The organism is Paenibacillus sp. FSL R7-0297 (assembly GCF_038009025.1).
GTDB lineage: Bacteria > Bacillota > Bacilli > Paenibacillales > Paenibacillaceae > Paenibacillus_AQ.
Genome location: NZ_JBBPAQ010000001.1, coordinates 3,488,158 through 3,509,810 on the forward strand (window position 1 = coordinate 3,488,158; position 21,653 = coordinate 3,509,810).

Genomic DNA, 21,653 nt, shown 5'->3' on the forward strand with positions numbered 1-21,653 from the left:
AGACAATAAGCGCGCTGGAGTCCGTTGGCCTGGCGAATCGTGCCCAGGACTGAAAATAAGCGCGGTACAGTCCGCAAGGAACAGGTTAAAGACCTAAGCAAGTCAGAAGCAAGTCAGAAGCAAACCAGAAGCAAACCAGAAGCAAACCAGAAGTAAACCAGAAGTGAACAGCCAAGCTAGCGATATGTATTCCAAGGAGATTAAGGCCTAACCACCTCATCATACCCGGCATCCGTCCCGGCAGCGGTCCCAGCAGCGGTCCCGGCATCCTCTCCATCCTCATGGATTCCCTTCAAATGGCTGTTGAAGAAATCCAGCACAAGCTGATTCACAATTTCATTGCTTCGCCCGCCGTCAATGCCGCCCGTCATTCCGGTGTACTTCAGCAGGCTTGAATAGAGCTGCAGATCTGTAAAGTTGAAGTGTGCTGTGCCTTTGATATAGAGCTTGCCGCCCCCGCTTAGCCTGGCGTTATTCATTATTTTTTCCTCGGCATCGATATCCGGATCTGAAATCTGCTTCTTCCGGTTATTGTAATCCTCTGACTCTATGAACAAAAACGGTTTACCCAGGGACGGACCTGTGAGGGTATACAAGCTTCCATCCAGATCAATTCCCGCTTTAAGCTCAGGAATGGAGAACATCGCCTCGTACGCAGCTGCTCCACCGAAGGAGTGTCCTGCTATCCCGATGAGATCAGTATCTATGTAATCTGCGAATTGCTGCTTCAATTGGCTGAGGACAAAGCGGTTATCGTCGTTCCATACGTTGCCCAGCTGCGTTCCTGTTGCTATGAAATGATCACTGCTTAAAGACTCGCTGAACTCGGTAACTGTGCCGTCTGGAAATAAAGTAGCCGCTGTACTGTAAGTATGATCTACGGCCGCTACAATATAACCGTTCGCTGCCAGGTTCTCTGCAAGTGTGGTATGCAGCAGACTTGAGGTACCGAGGCCGTGATTGATCAGAATCAGCGGATAAGGTCCCTCTGAGCGCAGCCAGTCCGCATTCCGGTAAGCATTCGTATGAATATATGCCCAATAATCGAGGGAGAAGGATGGGATTCCTAATGATCCGGCAAAAGCGGACATAACCTTCCGGTTGCTCTGTTTATCACCAGGCAGCAAAGGTGCAGTCTGGTGACCCTTCTCCGCCGGGGCCGGATACCAGACATAAACCATCAGCTCCCGTGAGTCCCCGGGGTCAGGTGTCTGAGATTCAGGCCGGCTGCTGTCGGTGAGATGTAGAGTCTGCATGCCAACGGCAAAAGGCCCTGAAGGAGCGGGTAACTCCACAACCGGGATCATGGAAGAGAGCACTGCCGAGCAGATCACTATAAGTATACCTGCTGCGGTACCTGCTATTGCCCAGCCGCGTTTCAACCGGCGGAATGCAGATTTCCTGGTTTTTTGGCCAGTGGACAACAGCTTCCGCGAACGGCCGCTAATTATTCCTGCAATGCGGATGATTAGGCCAAGCAGCACAATTACATACACGCCCGCCATTTGCCAGCGGTACCCTTCGAGCCCAAGCTGTGCTGCGCACAATGTGCCGCTAACCGCAGTTAAAGCTATTTTCACCTTGAGAACGCCCTTGCCAGACACGAAGCTGAACATTAATAATAATGCGGACACAGTCAAAATAATCTCCAATACTCTCATATGTACCTCCTATATTTACATCCCCAGTAAGACCGCATGTTTCATAGATTCAGCCTATCTAAAGTGTACATATGGAAGGTTAAATACCGGTAGCTGCCGGGTTTAAATTTGGGTTAAAAGGGTTCTTCGGACAGGCGTTTCCAATGGAATCACCGGCAAATGTCGGCACAGGCGGCTGTGAAATGGTAGAATAGTAGTCATAGTCTTTGACGGGGAGTGAATTTCTTATGAAAAAGATTGCTGCCGGATTCATTGCCGGGGCGATACTGATGGTGGGTGCGCAGGCGCTGGGCGCTTCGGCAACACTGGTAGGAAAGGCAATTCAGGCGGAGTATACCGTGAAGGTGTATGGCAAGAAGCTGGCCGATCCGGCCATCGTAATTGACGGCAAAAGCTATGCACCCGTCCGTGCAATCGGAGAATTAGCCGGATTCAAGGTTTCCGTAGAAGGTAAAACGATCAGTCTGGATGAAAAGACAGAGGGAGGCGCTTCTTCCTCAAGCGATAAGAATGCCATTCTTGGTCCTGTGCCGATTGTTACGCCTGATCCCGCCTTGAGCGTGACCAAGAGCAGAATCGAAGTTATCGACGCTAAAATTGATACGGCGGTCAATAATATCCTGGCCACCAGCAGCCTGCTGAAATCGAGTCCGGACAGCGCCGATTTGAAGCTGAAGCTGGAGCAGTACAAAGCGGAATACGCTGATCTGCTGAAGCAAAAGGATCTGGAGCTGCAAAAATAAACAGAGGCAGCTGTGAAAAAGCATGAAGAAGCAGGAAAAATTGAGACAGGATGTCCCTAAAGCCGAATGTAATGGATCATGGGCTTGGGGCATCCTTTTTGCTGTGCATTCGATCGAATAAACAGTTATCTGGTACGGCCTTAGCCAGCTCTTTCAGCGGCTGAAGAATTCCCGTTAGGCAGGGCCAGCCTGCGGACGAGCGGAGGCAGGGCGAATCCGTAATACACGCTGACCAGCAGGGTGCATAGGCCCAGAATGTAGTGAAGCCAAGTGATCGACACGACAGCCGGAAATGCAATAGCGACAAAACCAAGCGCCAGGGAATGGCCGAGCATCATCACCGGCTCAATCATTGCATTCACCCGCCCCATGTTCTGCGGGATGACCAGCTCCGGCAGCCAGCTGCCCAGCGCGATATTCACCGGCGCAATGCAGATGCCTTCGATCAGAACGAGCGGGAGATAGATCCAGAGGGTGTCCGCCGAGCCCAGGGCAACAATCAGCAGGCTGGATAACAGCAGTCCGAAGATCAGCACCCGGGGGCGTGTGAACCGGCGGATCAGCGCGGAGCCGGCGAGGCTGCCGATCAGGAAGCCGGTGCCCAGGCAGAGGGTGATCAGCGAGGCGTGAAGCATATAGTTATCCGGGCTGAGCTTGTATTTCATTGCAAAAATAGGCAGGACGGCAAATACGCCGTTGACGATGCCGAAGAACAGGAAGCCGGAGATGAGTGTAAGGAGCAGCTTGTGCCCGAGGATATAACGCAGCCCTTCACGGAAATCTTTAAGCAGCTGCGGAAACCGGATATCCCGCAGTGCGTAGTGTCCGCTGGGCATCCGCACTTCAGCTGTGAACCGGCAGCTTAGGATCAGGAGTCCGGAGATGAGGAAGCTCGCCCCGTCGATAAGGATAGCACCTTCAATCCCGAGAAAGCGGTAAGCCGCCGCGCCAAGGCTCATGCCGAACAGCATAAACAGCCCCATAATCATCTGGTTCAGGCCCGCTGCCTGAACATATTGCGCCTGCCCGATGCTGCCCTGCAGCAGGCCCATCTCGGCGGGGCCGAAGAACTTCGCAATGGCGCTGCGCAGGAACAACACCAGGAAGCATAAGGTAAGCAATTGACCATGTACGCATACCAGGAGCAGCAGCGTTAATCCGGCCCGGATCCAGTCGCTGTAAGCGGCAATCTTCTTGCGGTCGAGCAGGTCGGCGATGACTCCGACAAGCCAGAACACGGCAAGGGTGGGCAAGGAATACATCAGTTCAGCCGTTGCCGCCAGTGCCGGACGCGTGCTGAAATGGTCCACAAGGTAATAGGCAAAGGCCATGTTCCCGACAACTGTCCCGAGCTGTGAAGCGAAGGCGGCCAGGAACAGCCTGGTAAAGACGGGATTGCGGAAGAGTGCGGACATGTGGCGGGGCCTCCTATTCTTCAGCCGGGCGGCGCCCGGGCTTCAGTAATTGCTCCAGATAATTAAGCAGCGCGTTAATCTGGAATTCCGTGTGAGCGAGCTCCGGGCCTACGGCAAGAGTGTGGGTCATGATTCCTTCCTGGTAAGAGGCTGTAATTCTCGCCAGCTGCGCAAGCGGCATAAGCGGGCTGAATTCCCCCCGCTCCACGCCTGAGTGCAGCAGTGCCTCAAACCGGGCAATTCCGGTCTCGTACCGCTTCAGCAGCAGGCTTCGCCGCCGTTCATCCCTGGAGCCGCCCAGGAAATACTCATAGAAGGCCGGAAGGAAACTTCCGCCCGGCATGCGCAGCAGCTCTGCCTGCTGATCGGCGTACATCTGCCGGATGACTTCCCACACCCCAGGGTGTGCCGATAACAGGGCTGCTGTATAGGCCTCATATTCACTATCCTGCTGATCGAGCAGCGCTTCAAATATTTCCTCCTTGGTCTGGAAATACAAATAGATCCAGCCCCGGCTCATCCCTGTTTCCTCCAGGATATCTGTGAACGTAGCTGCTTCATAGCCCTTGGCGGTGAACACCACTTTGGCGGCACCGAGGATCTGCATCCTCCGCTGTTCTTTTTGCTGGTCGGATATTCTGGGTGACATCTCACTTCCCCCTCTCAAATAATGACACGCTTGTCATTAATATTATAATGACATCATTGTCATTTAACAAGTGGCAGTTGAATCGGCCGCTATATCCACTCCCCGGCCAGCAATATTCTCAGCACCGTATTGTCTGGCCTGATCCGGCATGCTATATTTTGACGGTAAAAGCAATCCAGCTTCGCAGAAAGGAATCAGCCTATGATGAAGCGGACAAGTCTCCGGGTCCGGCTCCTGGTCATCATGATTTGCCTGACCACATTGCCGGTGCTCACTGTTACCACCATTGCCACGTACAATACGCGGCAATCCGTGGAGAAGGAAATGATCAATGCGAATAACTCCCGGATGCAGTGGGCGGACCAGTATCTGGATGAGCTGATTGAGCAGCTGGATACCCTGTTCTACACCCTGCAGATTAACCCTCAGCTTATGGCGGGGTTAACGGGTACGGACAGCCCGGACATTAGTGTCCAGTACCGTTCGCTGAACAATATCCGCGAAGCCATAACCTCGCAGTTCTATACGAACTCCCGGAAGGTAGACGAGCTGACACTGTACATGCATGACCAATTAAAAGCCATCTCCGTTGACTTCGTGAATAGTGGAAGCGTTTCCCCGCTGGATATCGGTGAGGGCCCCTGGAGCCGGCTGCCCTACGGGCCGGTCAATATGTATTTCAAGCAGAACGGCACCGGCATCTATGCCTACCACGGCATTAACCGGTTCGAGGATCACCGGCTGCTCGGAGGCATAGGCGTGCGGATCAATCGGGAGGTATGGGAGGAGGTCAGCCATATACTCCAGTCCGAGGACGAGAGCTCGGTCTTCCTGCTGAATGATGAGGGCGAGCTGCTCTCCGGCTCGAGCATTTCCGAGAGCTCCGGTGATATCGGCAGGCGGCTGCAGAATCTTGCCGTCTCTGAGCATGAACTTGAATTCCGGCAGGAGGACGGCTATTTCTTCTTCATGAAAAAAGTGGCCGATGGTCAGCTTACGGTCGTGAAAGCCATTCCCTTGTCCACTGTCGCCAAGAGCGCACGGCCTACGATTGCTGCCGGTTTTCTGACCGGAGGCTTGTTCATGATTGCCTCCATTCTGCTGTCTATCCTGTTCTCGCTGCGGATTACCCGCCCGATTGTCAGTCTGGCGGTGTCGATGCGCAAGGCGCATGTCAGCAACTTCGAACAGCACTCGGTGCAGAGCCGTGATGAGATCGGGCTGCTGGAGCGCGGCTACAACTCGATGATGGAACGGATACGGGAGCTGATTGAGGTGGAATACCGCCAGGAGATTGAGGTCAAGAATGCCCAGCTGCTCGCTCTTCAGGCCCAGATCAATCCGCATTTCCTGAACAATACGCTCCAGCTGATCGGGGGGATGGCTTTGTCGAGGAATGCTGATGATATTTATAACATCACCCGGGTGATTGGCGACCTGCTGCGTTATTCGATCAGCAATGAAGGCGGGCTGGTGAAGCTGGAGGAAGAGCTTAAGCATGTGCGCAACTATGTGTTCATTCAGGAGAACCGCTTCCTGGGGCGTTGTACAGTGGTGACTGAGGCGGATGAGTTCTCCCGGGCCAGCCTGCTGCCGCGCTTCACGCTGCAGCCGCTGGTGGAGAACGCTTTTGAGCATGGCTTGCAGCCACAGCGCGGGCAATGGAGGCTGCTGATCCGGATCCGGACCGTTGGCAGCCGCACTGTATTCATGGTTAAGGACGAAGGCGTAGGCATGACGCCGGAGCGGCTCGAGGAGATCCGTGCGGCACTCCGGGGGAATGTCACGATGCTGGCCGATCCCGGAGCGGGAGAGCCCCGGCGGAGAAAGGGCATCGGCCTGCACAACGTCCATTCACGGCTGGTGCTGCAATTTGGAGAGAAGTATGGAATGCGTATATACAGCAAGGCCGGGGCGGGAACACTGGTTGTGATCCAGTGGCCTGCGGCCGCAGAGGGGGGAGAGCGGAATGCTGAAGGTTCTGATTATTGACGATGAGCCCTGGTCCAGACAGGTCGTGAAGTCGCTCGGCGCCTGGGAAGAACACGGAATGCAGGTGATCGGCGAAGCGGAGGACGGAATCGAAGGACTTGAGCTGGTGGAGAAGCTTCATCCGGGGCTAGTAATTACCGATATGCGGATGCCCGGACTGGACGGGGTCGAGCTGCTGGAAAGACTGAAGCATCAGTACCCGGAGGTGCAGATTATTGTGATGAGCGGATATGATGACTTCGTCTACCTGAAGCAGGCGATCCGCTCGAAGGCGGTTGAATATCTGCTGAAGCCGGTGGACCGGGCAGAGCTGAATAACGTGCTCTCGGAGTGCGCGAAGGAGCGGGAACGGCAGCGCTTAACCGGATCACCGCTGATGCTCATGGATCAGCCGCTGATGGAGCGTTATCTCGCCTACCGCCAGCGGATCTATGATCAGCTGCTCGCGCTGAACAAGCCGGCGGCAAGAGAAGAGCTGGAGAAGCTGGGACGGGAGCTGGAACGCTCGGTGCCGCAGCATCAGCTGGAAGCAATGATCGAGCGGACTGCCCGTGATCTGCTGCTGCTAGCCGGTGAAGCTGCGAAGACAAACGGGGGTGTCACGGCGGCGGATACGCCGGATACGTCCGATAGGCCCGATAAGCCATGGCCGTCAGTTCAGACCATGGTAACGGGGCTTGGGGATCACTTCACAGAGCTGATCAACACGCTTCTGGAGCAGCGCAAGAACCGCGTTAAGCTTGATCTGGCGGAGGTTGAGGATTATATCCGGAATCATTACCTGGAGCAGGTGTCGCTGGAGGGCATCGCCGTACATTTCCTGGTGACGAAGGAGCATCTCAGCCGCGCTTTCAAGGCCGCAACGGGAGACACGGTACTCGACCGGATTACCCGGCTGAGAATGGAGCGGGCCAGAGAGCTGATCGCAGGGCGTGACATGCCGATCAAAGATGCTGCTGGACTCTGCGGGTACGAGGATCTGGCATACTTTTACCGTGTCTTCAAGAAGCACTACGGCATTACCCCCGGAGAGCTGCGGAGCGAGAAGTGAATTTTGCGGATGATAAATAAAAATGAAAGCGTATCAATATAATGCAACTCCCGATGTTAATATCCTTAAAAGACGCTGCCCCTTATATCCCCTAGACTAAAGAGGCAGACATAACAGAAGGGGGTAACAGAAATGAAGAAAGCGCTTAATACAGCAATGGCACTGATGCTTGTTCTGGGGATTGTATCGGGGTGCAGCTCCGGTTCAAATGGAAATACGCCAAGGGAGAGCGCAAGCAGCAAGCCGTCAGAAAGTGCGGCAGCAGCAGCGACTGAAGGCCCGGCCCAAAAAGTGGAGCTGAAGGTATTCATGAGCTTCCCGCGTTTTAAGGATCAATTCGATAAATATTTCGAGCAATTCAAGGCCAAGGAGCTGGCGGAGAAAAATATTGATGTCACCGTCAAGCTGGAGATGCCGAACCCGGATCAGGCCAAGCAGATTCTGGAGACCCGGATGGCCTCAAATGATGCGCCGGATGTATTCACCCTCCATGCGATTGCGGATGTGCCCCGGTATTACAAGGCCGGCTATCTGAGCGATCTGTCGGATCAGGACTTCGTACCGAAGCTGTATGACAGTGTCCGGCAGACCGTTACCTATGATGATAAAGTTGTAGCTTTGCCGCTGGAGAGCCTGTCCTGGGGATATCTGTACAACAAGCAAATCTTCAGCGAGCTCGGCATTCAGCCGCCGCAGACACTGGATGACATGCAGGCAGCGATTGACAAGCTGAATGCAGCCGGGATTAAGCCGTTCGAGCTGAGCTTCCAGGAATCGTGGATTCCGCAGCTGATGATGGCGCTGTCTCTTGGAGGCATCGTATCCTCCGAGCATCCGGACTGGGTGGAGAAGATGAACAAAGGCGAAGCCTCCTATGCCGATGTGAAGGATGTCTTCAACATTATTGATCTGATTATGGCGAACGGCACGGATAAACCGTTTGAGGTGGGCAGTGCGGCAGGGTCCACGGATTTTGCGAACGGCAAAGCGGCAATGTGGGTGCAGGGACCGTGGCAGGCGGAATCCATCCTCAAAGCCAATCCTGATATGGAATTTGGTGTGGCTCCGCTGCCAGTCAGTAACGATCCCGCGGCTACACAGATTAATCTGGCGACCTCGACATCTCTGGCGGTATCCCCTAACAGCAAGAACAAGGCTGTGGCGCTGGATCTGGTGAATTATGTGCTGGATGACCAGGATTCTTCGGCGCTGTTCGAGGAGCTGAAATTTAATCCGGTGGCGAAGCAGCACACCTACAATACCTATCCGTGGGTGACCGAGGCCAGCTCTTATGTCTCCGAAGGCAAGGCTTATCTGGATCTGTCGCTCCCGAACGGCGTAACCGATGAGACGGCCAAGCTGCTGCAGAGCTATTACACCAAGGGTGTAACTCAGGAGGAATTCATTAAGACGCTCGACAAGACCTGGGCCAATGCGGTAAAAGCAGGTAACTAAGGAAACCCAGAAACAGCATAGGAGTGATAGAGATGAGTGGAAGCAGTAAAAGCAAACAGTCGCTCATTCTGCTGGCCTTCGTGTTTCCCGCCCTGCTGTTCTACGCCGTATTCATGCTTGCTCCCGCCTTCGGCGGGGCATGGTACAGCTTCACGGACTGGAACGGATTGAATCCCGCCTACCATCTGGTGGGATTCGCCAATTACATCGAAGCGCTGACGGATGATGCTTTTTTCATCGATTCAGTCTGGTTTACCCTGAAATTTGTAGTTTTTATGGTCGTGCTGCAGAATGTGCTGGCGGTGCTGCTGGCTGTGCTGATCGAATCCCGCCGCAGCAGCAAGGCCTGGTTCCGGACGATCTTCTTCATGCCGAACATGATCAGCATGATTATCGGCGGATTCATGTGGCTGTTTATTTTCACCAAAGCACTGCCTTATATCGCTGAGCATGCGGGCCTGGCTTTTCTGGACCAGTCGTGGATCGGCGACCCGAAATATTCTTTTCTGGCGATTGTCATTGTCTCCTTGTGGGGCGGCGTAGGTTACCTGATGGTGATCTATATTGCGGCGCTGCAAGGGGTGCCGGATGCGCTCAAGGAAGCGGCTGCCATTGACGGCGCGAATAGCTGGCAGACCTTCCGCAGCATTACACTGCCTATGGTCTATCCGGCTGTAACGATCGGTATCTTCGTGACGCTGAACAGCTCGTTCAAGGCTTTTGACGCCGTGTTCGCGCTCACCGGGGGTGGACCGGGAAGAGCGACCCAGGTGCTCGCGCTGAATATTTTTGAGGAAGCGTTCAAGATGAGCGGCCGCTACGGCTACGCCAGTGCCAAGGCGATGATCCTGTTCCTGGTGGTCCTGGTGATCACGCTGATACAGCTGAGCATTATGAAACGAAGAGAGGTGGAGGCATGAGTACCGTCCGGTTGAATTCAACATTGAAGTCCGGTATTGCGGGGCGGCGCAGATTGTCTTCGTTTATCGTCTTTCTTTTCCTGCTGGCAGGTGCCGTAATTACGCTCTTTCCAATCTACATGGGGGTGCTCAACTCTCTGAAGACGGAAGGGGACATGATGAATAATATTCTGGCCATTCCGAGTAAGCTGGAATTCGGCAACTATAGTGATGCTTTTGAGAAAACCAATTTCCTGCGCAGTCTCGGCAATACGGTGGTAGTCGCGGCTACTGGTCTCGTCGGTATTATTCTATTCTCGTCCATGGCCGGCTATAAGCTGTCCAGAACACCCGGCAGACTGAGCACGTTCCTGTTCAACCTGTTCGTCCTGTCGATGCTGATTCCGTTTCATTCGATTATGATCTCGCTGAACCGGATCTCCATGAAGCTGGCGGTGCAGGGCACCACGGTCGGCCTCGGCCTAATCTATATCGGGCTGGGTGTGTCGATGGCCATCTTCCTGTATCACGGATTCGTCAAATCGGTCCCCCGGGATCTGGATGAGGCTGCGGTAATCGACGGCTGCGGGGAGGTCAGGCTGTTCACTACGATTATTTTTCCGCTTCTGCTACCGATTACGACAACTGTGGCGATTCTCAACCTGCTGTGGATGTGGAATGACTTTCTGCTGCCGCTGCTCATGCTCACGGATGCCGATCAATATACGCTGCTGCTGTCCACCAATATGCTGTTCGGGCAATATGGCAATAATGACTGGTCGGCGATTCTGTCTTCGCTGGTGCTGACGATGCTGCCCGTTGTGATTCTATATCTGCTGCTGCAAAAATACATTCTGAATGGCATTGCCGAAGGCGCCGTCAAAGGGTAAAGGGAGGAAAAACAAATGATTCACCCGGACCATCATGAAGTAAGCGGGTTTCTCTATGCAGACGGGCACCGCTTAAGAAACGGGGAAGGGCGCGAGCTGCTGCTGAGGGGTGTGGGGCTTGGCAGCTGGCTGCTGCCTGAAGGGTACATGTGGCGTTTCCCGGAACAGGGAGACCGTCCGCGCCGGATCGAAGCGATGATTACAGCGCTAATTGGTGCTGACGGGGCGGAGGCGTTCTGGGAGACCTATTATGACCGCTATGTGGCCGAAACGGATATTGCGCGGATTGCCGCAGAAGGCTTCAACTCGATCCGGATTCCGATTAACGCCCGCTATATCCTGCGGGAAGAAGAGGGAGTGTCCGGCTGGCATGAGGAGCATCTGGTGCGGCTGGATCAGATCATTGGCTGGTGCAGGGAGCACAGAATCTACGCCATTCTGGATCTGCATGGAGCACCCGGAGGCCAGACCGGAACGAATATCGACGACTCCGCGCGGGATCTGCCGGAGCTGTTCACAGATGAGCGTAACAAGCAGCTGACCATCGCCATCTGGCGGATGCTTGCGCAGCGGTATAAGGACGAGTGGATCGTAGCGGGTTATGATTTGCTGAACGAGCCGCTGCCGGACTGGTTCTCGCAATACAATGACCAGGTGATGCCGCTGTACAGCGAGATTATTGCGGCTATCCGGGAGGTCGATGCCCTGCATATGATTATTCTGGAGGGCGTGCACTGGGCGACGGACTGGTCGATCTTCGAGGGATTGCCTGATAATAAGTTGCCGGATGATAATGTAATGCTGCAGTTTCACAAGTACTGGAACAACCCGGATACGGAGAGCATTCAGAAGTATCTCGACGTAAGAGAGCGGCTGAATGTGCCGCTGTTCATGGGGGAGGGCGGGGAGAATAATAAGGACTGGTATGCCGGCGCTTTCCAGTTGTTTGAGGATCACGGCATCTCCTGGAACTTCTGGACCTGGAAGAAGCTCGACACGGATAACTCCCCCTGCTCCATCGTTCCTCCTGAGGGCTGGCCTAAGCTGGTCCGCTATCTGGAGGGAGGTGCGAAGCCGGAGCGTGTGGAGGCTCAAGAGATTCTGGACGAATATTTGCTCAATCTGAGCCTGGACAACTGTGTGTACCATTCAGAGGTGGTCCACTCGCTGTTCCGGCGGCTGCCGGTGAGGATTCCTGCTATATTTTATGGCTACAAGGGGAGCGGTCTCAGCTTCGGGAGAGCTTCCGGCAGACAGGCTGCGGTAGGCACGGGCTTCCGGGAGGAGGACGGAATGAACTTCCGCTTCGTGGAGGGAGACCGGACGGTACCCAATTTCCAGCACGGCCGCGGCCAGGCCTGGCTGCCTGAGGAGAGGCTGTGTGTGGATCTGGCGGAGGGGGACTGGGCAGCGTATGAATTTACGGTTGCGGTTGCGGCTGGGGATATGGAGCTGCTGAAGCTGGGGGACTTGGAGGGCTTGCTGGCTCTGGAGCTGCGGGTCCTGATGAGCGGCTCGGACAGTGAGCTGATGGTGAAGCTGGATGGTCAGGAGATCGGCCGGATTCACGGTAATGCCTCGGACTCCGGGCAGGACTGGCAGACGGTGCGGATTCAGAGTGGTCAGCCGCTGGAAGCTGGAGCACATGAGCTGACAGTCAGCGCTGCATCGGGTGCGGCATCCCTGGAGTGGCTGGATTTGCGGTAGTGCAAAGGTGCTGTAAAGGTACAACATGAAGGTACAGTATGGATGCAGAGAAGGAACGGCGAGGGTGCAGTAAAAGTAGAGTAAATGGTAGGGTAGAGGTAATGTAAGAATAGAATATAGTTAGAGTGCAGGAAAAGTAGAGGTACAGCGAAGGTACAGCGAAGGTACAGTAAAGGTACAGTATGGGAATGCAGACAAGCATGCCCGTCTGCGCTAACAGGATCATTCAGCTAATGTGATAAGGCTCGTGAATTGCGTTTCCGCAGTTTACGGGCCTTTTTGTATGCAATAATACTTTGTTACCTTTGTTACCTCAGGAATTTCCTCATTCATCCGCTTTCCGTGGCAGGTAGCGGGTGACTTTTTGTGAAATCCTACACAAAATACAACATTTTCCGCCTAATATCGATTCAAATCCAATATTGTTATATCAAATGCAACATTTTTCCTGTTTCAGACGGCTTAGCCGGATTTTTCTTATTTTATACAACAATCCTCCCGAACACCGAACTATCCGTGAATCAAAGTTGTAAAACATACAACAATTATGATTACAGGGCTTCCTGGATGTCTCCATCAGGGGGAGTAGATTTTCAGCCGGTACCGAATTAAGTGAAGTGTGGTTATGGAACGCGGATAGCAGATAATTGTATGCAGCGAGCAAATAACTGTATTTCGTACAATTAAAAGCCGGGAAAAGCCGGTTTTATTCCGCTAACTGTATTCTGTACAACTAAAACCGGCAAATGGTGATGCTCTAAGGAATAACTTTAAATATAACTGCAGAGAGAGAGTGCAACTATAGTACTCGTCTGACAAAATCTTGCTGTTTTAATTGCACTAAATACAGTTAAAGCCCGAAAGCTCCTCTGCTTTAGGCAGAAGTCCGATTCGTTCCGAAAGCTAGCACAAATTCATCTGCGCAATGCATAAGGCGAAAAGTCAGCAGGCATAAAAATGAAAGAAAGCGCTATACAACTTTTGATAACACGTGTTATACTCTCGGTGAGGTGCTGATATATGGGCAAAAAAAGAGTGACCAGCTTTGACGTAGCCAAGCGGGCAGGCGTGTCCCGCAGTGTAGTATCTGCGGTGCTGAATGATACTCCCGGCATCGGGGTTGGAGCGGAGACGCGCGAAGCCGTGCTGGAAGCCATCCGCGAGCTGAATTACCATGTGGACGCCGGAGCGCGCAGCATGAAGACGGGAAGAAGCATGACGCTTGCCGCTTTCGGTGATACGCGTCATCCGCTGTTCACCCGGCTACTGGAAGGCATGCAGCGGGAGTGTGAGCTCAGCGGGTATCATATTCTGCTCTGCTCTCCGCGCCATAAGGGGAACGCCAACGGCAGGACCGAGCTGCTGGAGCTATATCACCGGCGGAAGATCGACGGGATTGTGACGCTGGATCATACCAGCTACCACGATGAGGAGTGGGCTTCCCGCATAGGGAATGCCGGAATCCCCTATGTTTCTGTGGAAGGGTACGCAGAAGTGCCTGGTGTGTTTTCCGTGCTGGCCGATTATTCGGGCAGTGTGGAGACGGCGCTGAATTATTTGCTGCGGGAGGGTACACCGCAGCAGCCCGGCCCGGTCTATGCCGAGGTATACCATGAGCATAGCGCGGATAACTGGGCGGAGCGGAACCGCCGCGATGCCTATACCGGCTGGTGCAGCGCACATGGGATGGAGCCAATCGTGATCCGGCTGGAGGAACACCATGGCGACTGGACAGCGTGCCTGCAGAGGCTGGCGGATAGCGGGCCGCAGCATGTGCCGCTGCTGGTCAACTGGTCAAGCGCAATTCCCGATCTGTACCGGGCGGCTCACAAGCTTGGCCTGCGTATCGGTGAAGATGTGCGGATCATGGCGGCAGATAATACGATTCAGGGTCACCGTCTTAGCCTGCCGTCTCTAAGCTGCGTAGAAATCCCTTATGTGAGTATGGGGGAAGAGGCGGTACGCTGCTTACTTACGCAGATGAACGGCAGGAACGAAGCAGGACAGGCGGACAAAATCTGGCTTCCAGCAGTATTAAGGGCAGGAGAAAGCGCGTAACCGCGCTTGGTATGAAGGGGAGGCTAAGCCATTTAGGGTGTTGCACTTGCTGCCGGCACAGCCTGAACAGCTTCTGCTGGGGGACGATGTAGCTTTAGCTTGCACATAGTCTGAGCCGGCTGAGCTAACAGGCAATATGCCTTAAGCAGCGATTCACTTTGTAGTGGCAGCTTATCCTAATTAGCAGGGAACGGTACCATCCTTACACGGATGGACCGTCTTTCTGCCCATTTTATAACACGTGTTATACAAAAGGGAGGAAAATCGGAATGGGAATGTTTTGGACTGAAGAGAAGCTTGCACTGCGGTTGAAGGAGCTGGAGGGTTACCGGTACCGTGAGGTTATTACGCTTGATGAATGGCTGGTTACAGAGGATCAGGAGGGTGACAATGGTGTCTATCCATCCGCCCCGGAAGGAGACAAGAAGCTTCGTATAGGGGATTACTGGACCGGCAGTGATGTGTATTTGTGGCTGCACCGCAAAATAACCGTACCCGCAGCTTGGCAGGGGAAACGTATTGTAGGTATATTCGATTTCGGCCGGACAGGCGGAGGGAACAACAGCGGCTTCGAATCCCTGCTGTTTCTGGATGGCAAGCCGTATCAGGGCGTGGATTCCAATCACCAGGAGGTGTTTCTTGAGGATGCCGCTGGCAGGGAGCTGGACTTCACCTTCCGCTTATGGTCAGGCCTGAACGGAGACGGCCAGCTGATTGCTCAGGAACACCGGATCAAGCAGGCTGAGCTGGCATATCTGGATGAAGCGGCCGACAATCTCTATTATACAGGCCGGGCGGCACTGGGTACATTCAAGCAGCTTGCCGACAGCCAGATCGAGAAGCATGAGCTGCTGATGGCATTGAACCGCTCGTTTAACAAGCTGGACTGGTCAAGGCCCGGCAGCGCGGATTTCTATGCTTCAGTCCAGGAGGCCGAGAAGAGCCTGCTTGAGGCCCTGGTCTTGCTGGAACAGCAGCATCCGGTTACGGTAACCGCAATCGGCCATACCCACATTGATGTGGCCTGGTTATGGCGGCTTACCCATACGCGGGAGAAAGCGGCCCGCTCCTTCTCTACGGTGCTCCGGCTGATGAAGGAGTTCCCTGAGTACATCTTCCTGCAGACCCAGCCGCAGCTCTATGCCTACATCAAGCAGGATTATCCGGAGATTTATAGCGAAATTAAGCAGCGGGTGGAGGAAGGGCGCTGGGAAGCCGGAGGTGCAATGTGGCTGGAAGCGGACTGCAATCTGACCAGTGGCGAGTCGCTGGTGCGGCAGATTCTGTACGGGACAAAATTCTTCCGCGAGGAATTTGGCGTAGACTGCAAGTACCTATGGCTGCCGGATGTGTTCGGCTACAGCTGGGCGCTGCCGCAGATTCTGCGCAAGTCGGGCATTGACACCTTTATGACGACCAAGATCAGCTGGAGCCAATACAACCGCATGCCGCATGATACGTTCCACTGGAGAGGGATTGACGGCAGCGAGGTACTGACCCACTTCATCACCACACCCGAAGCTCCTGATTCCAGCGCCTGGTACTATACGTATAACGGCCTTATCGAGCCTTTCTCTGTGCAGGGAATCTGGGACCAGTACCGCGACAAGAACCTGAACCGTGAGCTGCTGCTCTCCTACGGGTATGGAGATGGCGGCGGCGGTGTGAACCGCGAGATGCTGGAGATGCGCCGGAGGCTGGATACCATGCCGGGGCTGCCGCAAGTGAAGCCGGGCCGGGCGGATGACTATTTCGAGCGGCTGCATGAAACTATAGAGGGCACCGATCAATATGTGCATACCTGGGACGGGGAGTTGTATCTGGAGTTTCACCGCGGGACATACACCAGCCAGGCTTATAACAAAAGAATGAACCGCAAGCTGGAGCTGCTGTACCGCGAGGCGGAGTGGCTGCAGATACTCCTTGCTGCGGAGACAGGCGGATATGCACAATATCCTGCAGAGTCGCTCCTGGAAGGCTGGCAGATTATTCTGCGCAACCAGTTCCATGATATTATCCCTGGCTCCTCGATCCATGAGGTCTACCAGGATTCACGGCTGGAATATGCCGAAGCAGAGCAACTGGGCCGGGCTGCGCTTAATGCTGCGGCTGCGGGACTCGTCAACCTTAACAGCCCTGATGCTGCATCAGCGGGTGAGGATGACCCGGCGTCTACCGATTCACACAAGGAGTACACGCTGTTCAACAGCTCCCTCTTTGGAGGTCCCCGTCTGGCAGCCGTCCCACACAGCGCAGAGAATGCCGTCTGGAGTGATGCCGCCGGCAACCCGCTGTCCGCCCAGCGCTCCGGCGGCCAATGGCTGGTTGAGGTAGAAACCGTTCCGGCGATGGGCAGTGCAGTGATCCGCGCTGCACAACCCGCCGCTTCCGGAGAGAATACGGAACCCTCCGTTCCTTTTACCTGGCAGGATTCTACGCTAACTACCCCTTATTACATTCTGGAGTGGAATGCAGCCGGACAGCTGAGCCGGATCTTCGACCGCAGAGAAGCCCGTGAGGTGCTGGCGCCGGGCGAATGCGGCAACCTGCTGCAGGTATTCGAGGATAAGCCGAAGATGTATGATGCCTGGGATATCGATCTGTATTACCAGGAGAAAATGCGGGTGGTGAGCGATCTGCGCTCTGTAGAGCTGACCGAATGCGGCCCGCTGCAGGCGGTGCTTGAGTTCACCTGGAAGTACATGGATTCCTCGATCACTCAGAAGGTTAGGGTATATGCCGGAAGTGCACGGATTGATTTCGAGACCCTGGTGGACTGGCATGAACAGCATCAGCTGATGAAGGCAGCTTTCCCGGTTGCGGTTCGCGCGACGGAAGCTACCTATGATATCCAGTTCGGGAATGTGAAGCGGCCGACCCACTGGAATACGAGCTGGGATTATGCGCGGTTCGAGAGCGTCGGCCACCAGTGGGCGGACTTGTCGGAGCGGGGCTATGGCGTCAGTCTGCTGAACGACTGCAAATACGGATACGACATTAAAGATCACACGATGAGGCTGTCGCTGATCAAATCGGCAACCAGCCCGGACCGGCTGGCTGACCAGGGCGAGCACCGCTTCACGTATGCCTTGCTTCCGCATAAAGGGGATTGGGCTGCGGCAGGCACCGTGCAGGAAGCCTGGGCGCTGAATAATCCGCTCCTCGCTGCAGAAGGGGGTTATGCCGCCGGTAACGGCAAGTCGCTGATCACCTGTGATGTGCCGAACATTGCCGTCGATGCCGTTAAGCTGGCCGAGGATGGCAGCGGATGTATCGTCAGACTGCATGAGTATACGGGAACACGCAGCACGGCGAATATCGGCAGCGATTACTCCGCCGTCTCCTGGCAGCTGCGCGATCTGATGGAGCGTCCGCTGGAGACTGAAGCGGTGGACGGACCGGCCATCCGCCTTGATTTCAAACCGTATGAGATTCATACGCTGCATGTTGTCTTTGCCTGATGTGAGCGTTAATTATGCATTGATTGACCGAAAGATCCCCGGACTCCGGGGATTTTTTGCTTTTTTGCGGGAGAAAAGCCGCCCTGCCGAATAATGGTAAGCCGGACCAAATCAAACCCAAAAGAGGCGATCCCCTGATGTTCAAAGGACAAAAGTATTAGATTGCGGGTACTTTCATTAAGCGCAGGATTGTTTAAATACTAAGCGAATACCCTAGATATGATGGGTTTTACAAATCAATTGGTGGTTTTTTTATGAGGAGGAGGGCAAATGTCAAAATTAATAACCGCATCCTTAGAGGCTTTAAAGAAGGTAATTTACAATAACAAAAATTTTTCTATACAAAGAAATTTAGGATTCCAGCTTACATGTAGATTTTCATTTTCTAAGCCCGTCTTATTGAAAGAAATCAAGGATTTTGAAGCGGAGACGGAGTTAAAGCTGCCTGAGGATTATAAGTTCTTTTTGTCTCTTCATAACGGAATGGAATTATATAAGGATGTTGAAGAATCGGCACCTCATTGGCATATTTTTGGAGTGGATGAAATTCTAGATGCATTGGAAAAGTTTCCAACCCCTGAGCATGTATACGTTATAGCAAAATTCAGTGAGACTTTAATATGTGTAAATAGCGATTATGTAAAGCAAGGCAGAAAAGACTATCTGTTTGACCAGTCAATCTATACCTCAGCTCGTGATAATGGTGAGCCGCTTAATTTAAGCTTTGAACTATGGCTCGATCGATTACTTGTATCGCAAGGGGATCAATTTTGGTTATGGAACGGCATCACACCAGAGAATCTTAATAAATATTTTCCATAAAACAGCAAAAGAAACCCTAAATATAAGGCTTCTTTTGTCGTTTTTTTCTGACAGGTGAATCCTATTTAGTTATCATTTACAGCTGTTTAATCAGCTCCTCCAGCTCATCCATCAAACCTTGTGCAAGTTCGAAATTAGCAGCTTTCAAAGCCAACTCGATTTTCGTTTCAACAGCTTTTTTATTTTGTTCCAGTTCCAGATAGTCTTTATCGAAATGCCGGGCATATATCATCTTTTTGAATTTCTTGATCGTCATCTTTCTAATCGTCTTGCCGTCAATGATCAGAACATAATCCATCCCGTTTACCACCGAATAGAAATCATGCGAAATCATGAGAATCGCACCTTTATAGTTCTGGATAGCGTTCTCCAGTGCGATTTGTGTATAGGTGTCCAAATGGCTTGTCGGTTCATCAAGCAGCAGTACGTTCGCTTTACTGGCCGAAACTTTAGCTAACTGAAGCATGTTTTTTTCGCCGCCGGATAAGGATTCTATTCTTTGCTCAAGGATTTCCCCTTCAAAGCCGTAGCTTGAAAGATGCGATCTAATCTCATCATACGTTGCGAACCCGGCATCGATGAATTCCTCCAGGATGGTATTAGAATCCTTCAGCATTTCACCTTGAAGCTGAGATAAATAAGTCACTTTAGCATCCGGATTTACTTCAATTGCCTCATGATTATTCCTATAAATCTCCCGGAGTAATGTCGTTTTCCCGGTGCCGTTTGCACCGATAAGGGCTACTTTATCCGTAGATTTGATCTCAAAGTTAATATTTTCTAACAGCAGCTCATCAAAGGAAACGCTATAGTTATTAACATTTATAACAGTTGTGTCTTCCAGTTCTTGATCGAACCCGAAACGGATATCCGGCTGCTTAATCTCTACGAATGGAGCTTTAATTCTGCGCGCTTCCAGTCTTTCCTGAAATTTAACTCTGGCTTTTAGCGCTCTCCCTCTGGAGGCCTCAGAATTATAAGTTGCGATTGCTCTAAGGTTATTGACGATGTTCTCGTTTCTCGCAATTTCTTCCTCTTCAGCGATGGCGAGCTCCTGCAGCTCAATTTTGGTTTGCAGCAAGGAGAAGTTGTAATCCATATACCGCCCGTCAAACTCCTGGATCTCCTTGTTTTCAAGGTGCAGGATTTTGTTGAAGCAATGATTGAGCAGATAGCGGTTGTGCGTAACCACCAGCAGTATGCCTTTGTGGGCATTAATAAGATTCTTAAGCGAATTTAGGTTGTCAAAATCTAAAAATACATCGGGCTCGTCCATTATCATGAAGTCCGGACGGCTGAGCATTTCCTTCATTACTTGAATGAGCTTGAATTCCCCGCCGCTCAGGTCAGATACCCTGACATCCTTTAGCTTCATGAGGTTTGCCAGATTTAGCTTCTTATTAATATTGCTTTCGTAATCATTCCCGTCCATAGCATCGAAGGCGTCTAGCGCCAACTGATACCTTTCCAGCAGCGAATCCATATCCGAGGAGGTTTCCATTTCAGCCAAAATAGAATTTATTTCAGTCTGTACCTTAATAAATTCTTCGCCGATATATTCAAAAACGGTTGTATCTTTAGTTTTTTCCGGTTGGGAGAACTGGCTTACATACCCGATGCTGCAAGTAGGATCTATCTCTAACCTGCCCTCAAACAGATATCTTTCCGGGTCCATCAGAATATCGGTCAGTGTACTTTTGCCGCTGCCGCTTGTTCCAATGAAAGCACAATGCTGTGCGGCTTCAAGCGTAAAGGAAATATCTTTATATAGTTCTTTTTGCGGGAATGAGAAGGATAAGTGTTCTACTTTTATCATAGTGTTACCTTTCTTTCTAACTAAATTTGTGACTATTTTAGGATGTATTGAAGAGCACAGATGTTGAGTTTACCGTTGATAGCCTAACACTATTTACAAATAACATCAATCATTCTGCGTTAAAGTTGTTCCTCCCGGCTCCGGGCCCTCCAAATGTTTCTTGCCGGACGCCTGCCGGTAGCTCCCCGGAGTGGTGCCGATAATCCGCTTGAACACCAGATTGAAGGTCTTCGGGTCATGGTAGCCGACCTGCTCCGCAATGAGCTGAACGGGCGCATTAAGCTGCTGAACCAGCAGCAGACAGCTTTGCTGAATCCGGACATTCTGCAGGTAATGATGGAAGGTCTGCCCGGTATGCGCCTTGAACAGCCGCTGAAGATGTCGTTCACTCCAGTCAAAACTGCGTGACAGACGCTTCAGGGTGATTTCCTGCGCGTACTCCTGGTTGACATAATTCAGAATCTGCAGGAATTGCGTCTGCTTGTTCAGCGGAAACTGGATCTCGTCATGCCTGAGCCGGTAGATACTTATCAGCAGTTGAATGAACAAGGTCAGCAAATAGCTGCCCGCGCCGGTCTGCGGAAGATGAACCTCCCGGTGAAGCGCCAGAAACAGGCTCTCGATAGAGCCGTTCTGGTCCGTCACAGAGAATGCGGGCAGCTGATGATTGCGGATCTGCTCCAGATAGGAGGCAATCGGCGGGTCCGGAACAATGGAGGCAAGGCTGTCCAGCAGCTCCGGCTTGAACAGACAATTGTAGACTACGAGCGGTTCCCGGAGCGGGCTGGGTGAAGACGGACGGAAGACATGGGAGACTCCGACGGGAATGTAATACAGCCGACCCTTGCCGGTCTGCTGAGCCTGCTGCCCGATATAATGAAAGCCCTTGCCTTCGGCAACGAACGTCAGCTCTATGAAATCATGGGTGTGAAGCGGAAGATCATAGTTCTCGGTAGCGCGGTTCACATATAACTGGAGATTGTTCTGGAAGAAATACTCTCCTTTTAGCGTATGATTGGCCGAATGCATCAGCT

15 protein-coding genes are annotated in these 21,653 nt (G+C 52.7%); 10 read left to right on the forward strand and 5 right to left on the reverse strand.

The window, feature by feature from the left end; genetic code table 11:
- Nucleotides 1–200 precede the first annotated feature (200 nt).
- Nucleotides 201–1,661 (reverse strand): alpha/beta hydrolase family protein, encoded by a 1,461-nt coding sequence (locus MKZ24_RS15155; protein ID WP_340784209.1) that lies wholly within the window; start codon nt 1,659–1,661, stop codon nt 201–203.
- A gap of 227 nt (nt 1,662–1,888) precedes the next feature.
- Between MKZ24_RS15155 and MKZ24_RS15160 the strand changes: the two genes are divergently transcribed.
- Nucleotides 1,889–2,404, forward strand: a complete 516-nt coding sequence (locus tag MKZ24_RS15160; protein ID WP_042238060.1) for a hypothetical protein — start codon at nt 1,889–1,891, stop codon at nt 2,402–2,404.
- Between the two features lie 140 nt (nt 2,405–2,544).
- Here MKZ24_RS15160 and MKZ24_RS15165 read toward each other — a convergent pair whose 3' ends face one another.
- Nucleotides 2,545–3,819 (reverse strand): MFS transporter, encoded by a 1,275-nt coding sequence (locus tag MKZ24_RS15165; protein WP_042238057.1) that lies wholly within the window; start codon nt 3,817–3,819, stop codon nt 2,545–2,547.
- Between the two features lie 13 nt (nt 3,820–3,832).
- A complete protein-coding gene (locus MKZ24_RS15170; protein WP_052416619.1) occupies nt 3,833–4,468 on the reverse strand; it encodes a TetR family transcriptional regulator in 636 nt (211 codons plus the stop codon).
- Between the two features lie 201 nt (nt 4,469–4,669).
- Between MKZ24_RS15170 and MKZ24_RS15175 the strand changes: the two genes are divergently transcribed.
- From MKZ24_RS15175 to MKZ24_RS15215, 9 genes are all read left to right on the forward strand, one after another.
- Entirely contained in the window at nt 4,670–6,460 is a 1,791-nt protein-coding gene (locus tag MKZ24_RS15175) for a sensor histidine kinase (RefSeq protein WP_052416616.1), read from the forward strand.
- On the forward strand, nt 6,438–7,511 hold the full coding sequence (locus MKZ24_RS15180; protein WP_340784215.1) for a response regulator transcription factor: 1,074 nt from the start codon (nt 6,438–6,440) through the stop codon (nt 7,509–7,511). Before MKZ24_RS15175 ends, MKZ24_RS15180 begins: the two co-directional genes overlap by 23 nt.
- Before the next feature lie 132 nt (nt 7,512–7,643).
- Nucleotides 7,644–8,966 carry an ABC transporter substrate-binding protein gene (locus MKZ24_RS15185; RefSeq protein ID WP_340784218.1) on the forward strand — a complete coding sequence of 441 codons (1,323 nt, stop codon included), beginning with the start codon at nt 7,644–7,646 and terminating at the stop codon, nt 8,964–8,966.
- Between the two features lie 32 nt (nt 8,967–8,998).
- The gene (locus MKZ24_RS15190) at nt 8,999–9,886 is read left to right on the forward strand and encodes a carbohydrate ABC transporter permease (RefSeq protein ID WP_340784220.1); all 888 of its coding nucleotides are present in this window, start codon (nt 8,999–9,001) and stop codon (nt 9,884–9,886) included.
- Nucleotides 9,883–10,755 carry a carbohydrate ABC transporter permease gene (locus MKZ24_RS15195; protein ID WP_340784227.1) on the forward strand — a complete coding sequence of 291 codons (873 nt, stop codon included), beginning with the start codon at nt 9,883–9,885 and terminating at the stop codon, nt 10,753–10,755. Before MKZ24_RS15190 ends, MKZ24_RS15195 begins: the two co-directional genes overlap by 4 nt.
- A gap of 15 nt (nt 10,756–10,770) precedes the next feature.
- The gene (locus MKZ24_RS15200; protein WP_340784230.1) at nt 10,771–12,462 is read left to right on the forward strand and encodes a cellulase family glycosylhydrolase; all 1,692 of its coding nucleotides are present in this window, start codon (nt 10,771–10,773) and stop codon (nt 12,460–12,462) included.
- A gap of 1,020 nt (nt 12,463–13,482) precedes the next feature.
- The gene (locus tag MKZ24_RS15205) at nt 13,483–14,520 is read left to right on the forward strand and encodes a LacI family DNA-binding transcriptional regulator (protein ID WP_042238045.1); all 1,038 of its coding nucleotides are present in this window, start codon (nt 13,483–13,485) and stop codon (nt 14,518–14,520) included.
- A 275-nt stretch (nt 14,521–14,795) separates the two neighbouring features.
- The gene (locus MKZ24_RS15210) at nt 14,796–17,981 is read left to right on the forward strand and encodes an alpha-mannosidase (protein WP_340790172.1); all 3,186 of its coding nucleotides are present in this window, start codon (nt 14,796–14,798) and stop codon (nt 17,979–17,981) included.
- 270 nt (nt 17,982–18,251) lie between these two features.
- On the forward strand, nt 18,252–18,803 hold the full coding sequence (locus MKZ24_RS15215; RefSeq protein ID WP_042238043.1) for an SMI1/KNR4 family protein: 552 nt from the start codon (nt 18,252–18,254) through the stop codon (nt 18,801–18,803).
- Nucleotides 18,804–18,879: 76 nt separating this feature from the next.
- On the opposite strand, the gene MKZ24_RS15220 is transcribed toward MKZ24_RS15215, so the two are convergent.
- Both MKZ24_RS15220 and MKZ24_RS15225 read right to left on the reverse strand, forming a co-directional pair.
- The gene (locus MKZ24_RS15220) at nt 18,880–20,619 is read right to left on the reverse strand and encodes an ABC-F family ATP-binding cassette domain-containing protein (protein ID WP_340784238.1); all 1,740 of its coding nucleotides are present in this window, start codon (nt 20,617–20,619) and stop codon (nt 18,880–18,882) included.
- A gap of 105 nt (nt 20,620–20,724) precedes the next feature.
- On the reverse strand, nt 20,725–21,648 hold the full coding sequence (locus tag MKZ24_RS15225; protein WP_340784241.1) for a helix-turn-helix transcriptional regulator: 924 nt from the start codon (nt 21,646–21,648) through the stop codon (nt 20,725–20,727).
- Nucleotides 21,649–21,653: the final 5 nt, after the last annotated feature.

Coding starts and splice junctions, on each gene's coding strand:
- MKZ24_RS15155 (WP_340784209.1), bottom strand. CDS start 1,661: ATGAGAGTATTGGAGATTATTTTGACTGTGTCCGCATTATTATTAATG.
- MKZ24_RS15160 (WP_042238060.1), top strand. CDS start 1,889: ATGAAAAAGATTGCTGCCGGATTCATTGCCGGGGCGATACTGATGGTG.
- MKZ24_RS15165 (WP_042238057.1), bottom strand. CDS start 3,819: ATGTCCGCACTCTTCCGCAATCCCGTCTTTACCAGGCTGTTCCTGGCC.
- MKZ24_RS15170 (WP_052416619.1), bottom strand. CDS start 4,468: ATGTCACCCAGAATATCCGACCAGCAAAAAGAACAGCGGAGGATGCAG.
- MKZ24_RS15175 (WP_052416616.1), top strand. CDS start 4,670: ATGATGAAGCGGACAAGTCTCCGGGTCCGGCTCCTGGTCATCATGATT.
- MKZ24_RS15180 (WP_340784215.1), top strand. CDS start 6,438: ATGCTGAAGGTTCTGATTATTGACGATGAGCCCTGGTCCAGACAGGTC.
- MKZ24_RS15185 (WP_340784218.1), top strand. CDS start 7,644: ATGAAGAAAGCGCTTAATACAGCAATGGCACTGATGCTTGTTCTGGGG.
- MKZ24_RS15190 (WP_340784220.1), top strand. CDS start 8,999: ATGAGTGGAAGCAGTAAAAGCAAACAGTCGCTCATTCTGCTGGCCTTC.
- MKZ24_RS15195 (WP_340784227.1), top strand. CDS start 9,883: ATGAGTACCGTCCGGTTGAATTCAACATTGAAGTCCGGTATTGCGGGG.
- MKZ24_RS15200 (WP_340784230.1), top strand. CDS start 10,771: ATGATTCACCCGGACCATCATGAAGTAAGCGGGTTTCTCTATGCAGAC.
- MKZ24_RS15205 (WP_042238045.1), top strand. CDS start 13,483: ATGGGCAAAAAAAGAGTGACCAGCTTTGACGTAGCCAAGCGGGCAGGC.
- MKZ24_RS15210 (WP_340790172.1), top strand. CDS start 14,796: ATGTTTTGGACTGAAGAGAAGCTTGCACTGCGGTTGAAGGAGCTGGAG.
- MKZ24_RS15215 (WP_042238043.1), top strand. CDS start 18,252: ATGTCAAAATTAATAACCGCATCCTTAGAGGCTTTAAAGAAGGTAATT.
- MKZ24_RS15220 (WP_340784238.1), bottom strand. CDS start 20,619: ATGATAAAAGTAGAACACTTATCCTTCTCATTCCCGCAAAAAGAACTA.
- MKZ24_RS15225 (WP_340784241.1), bottom strand. CDS start 21,648: ATGCATTCGGCCAATCATACGCTAAAAGGAGAGTATTTCTTCCAGAAC.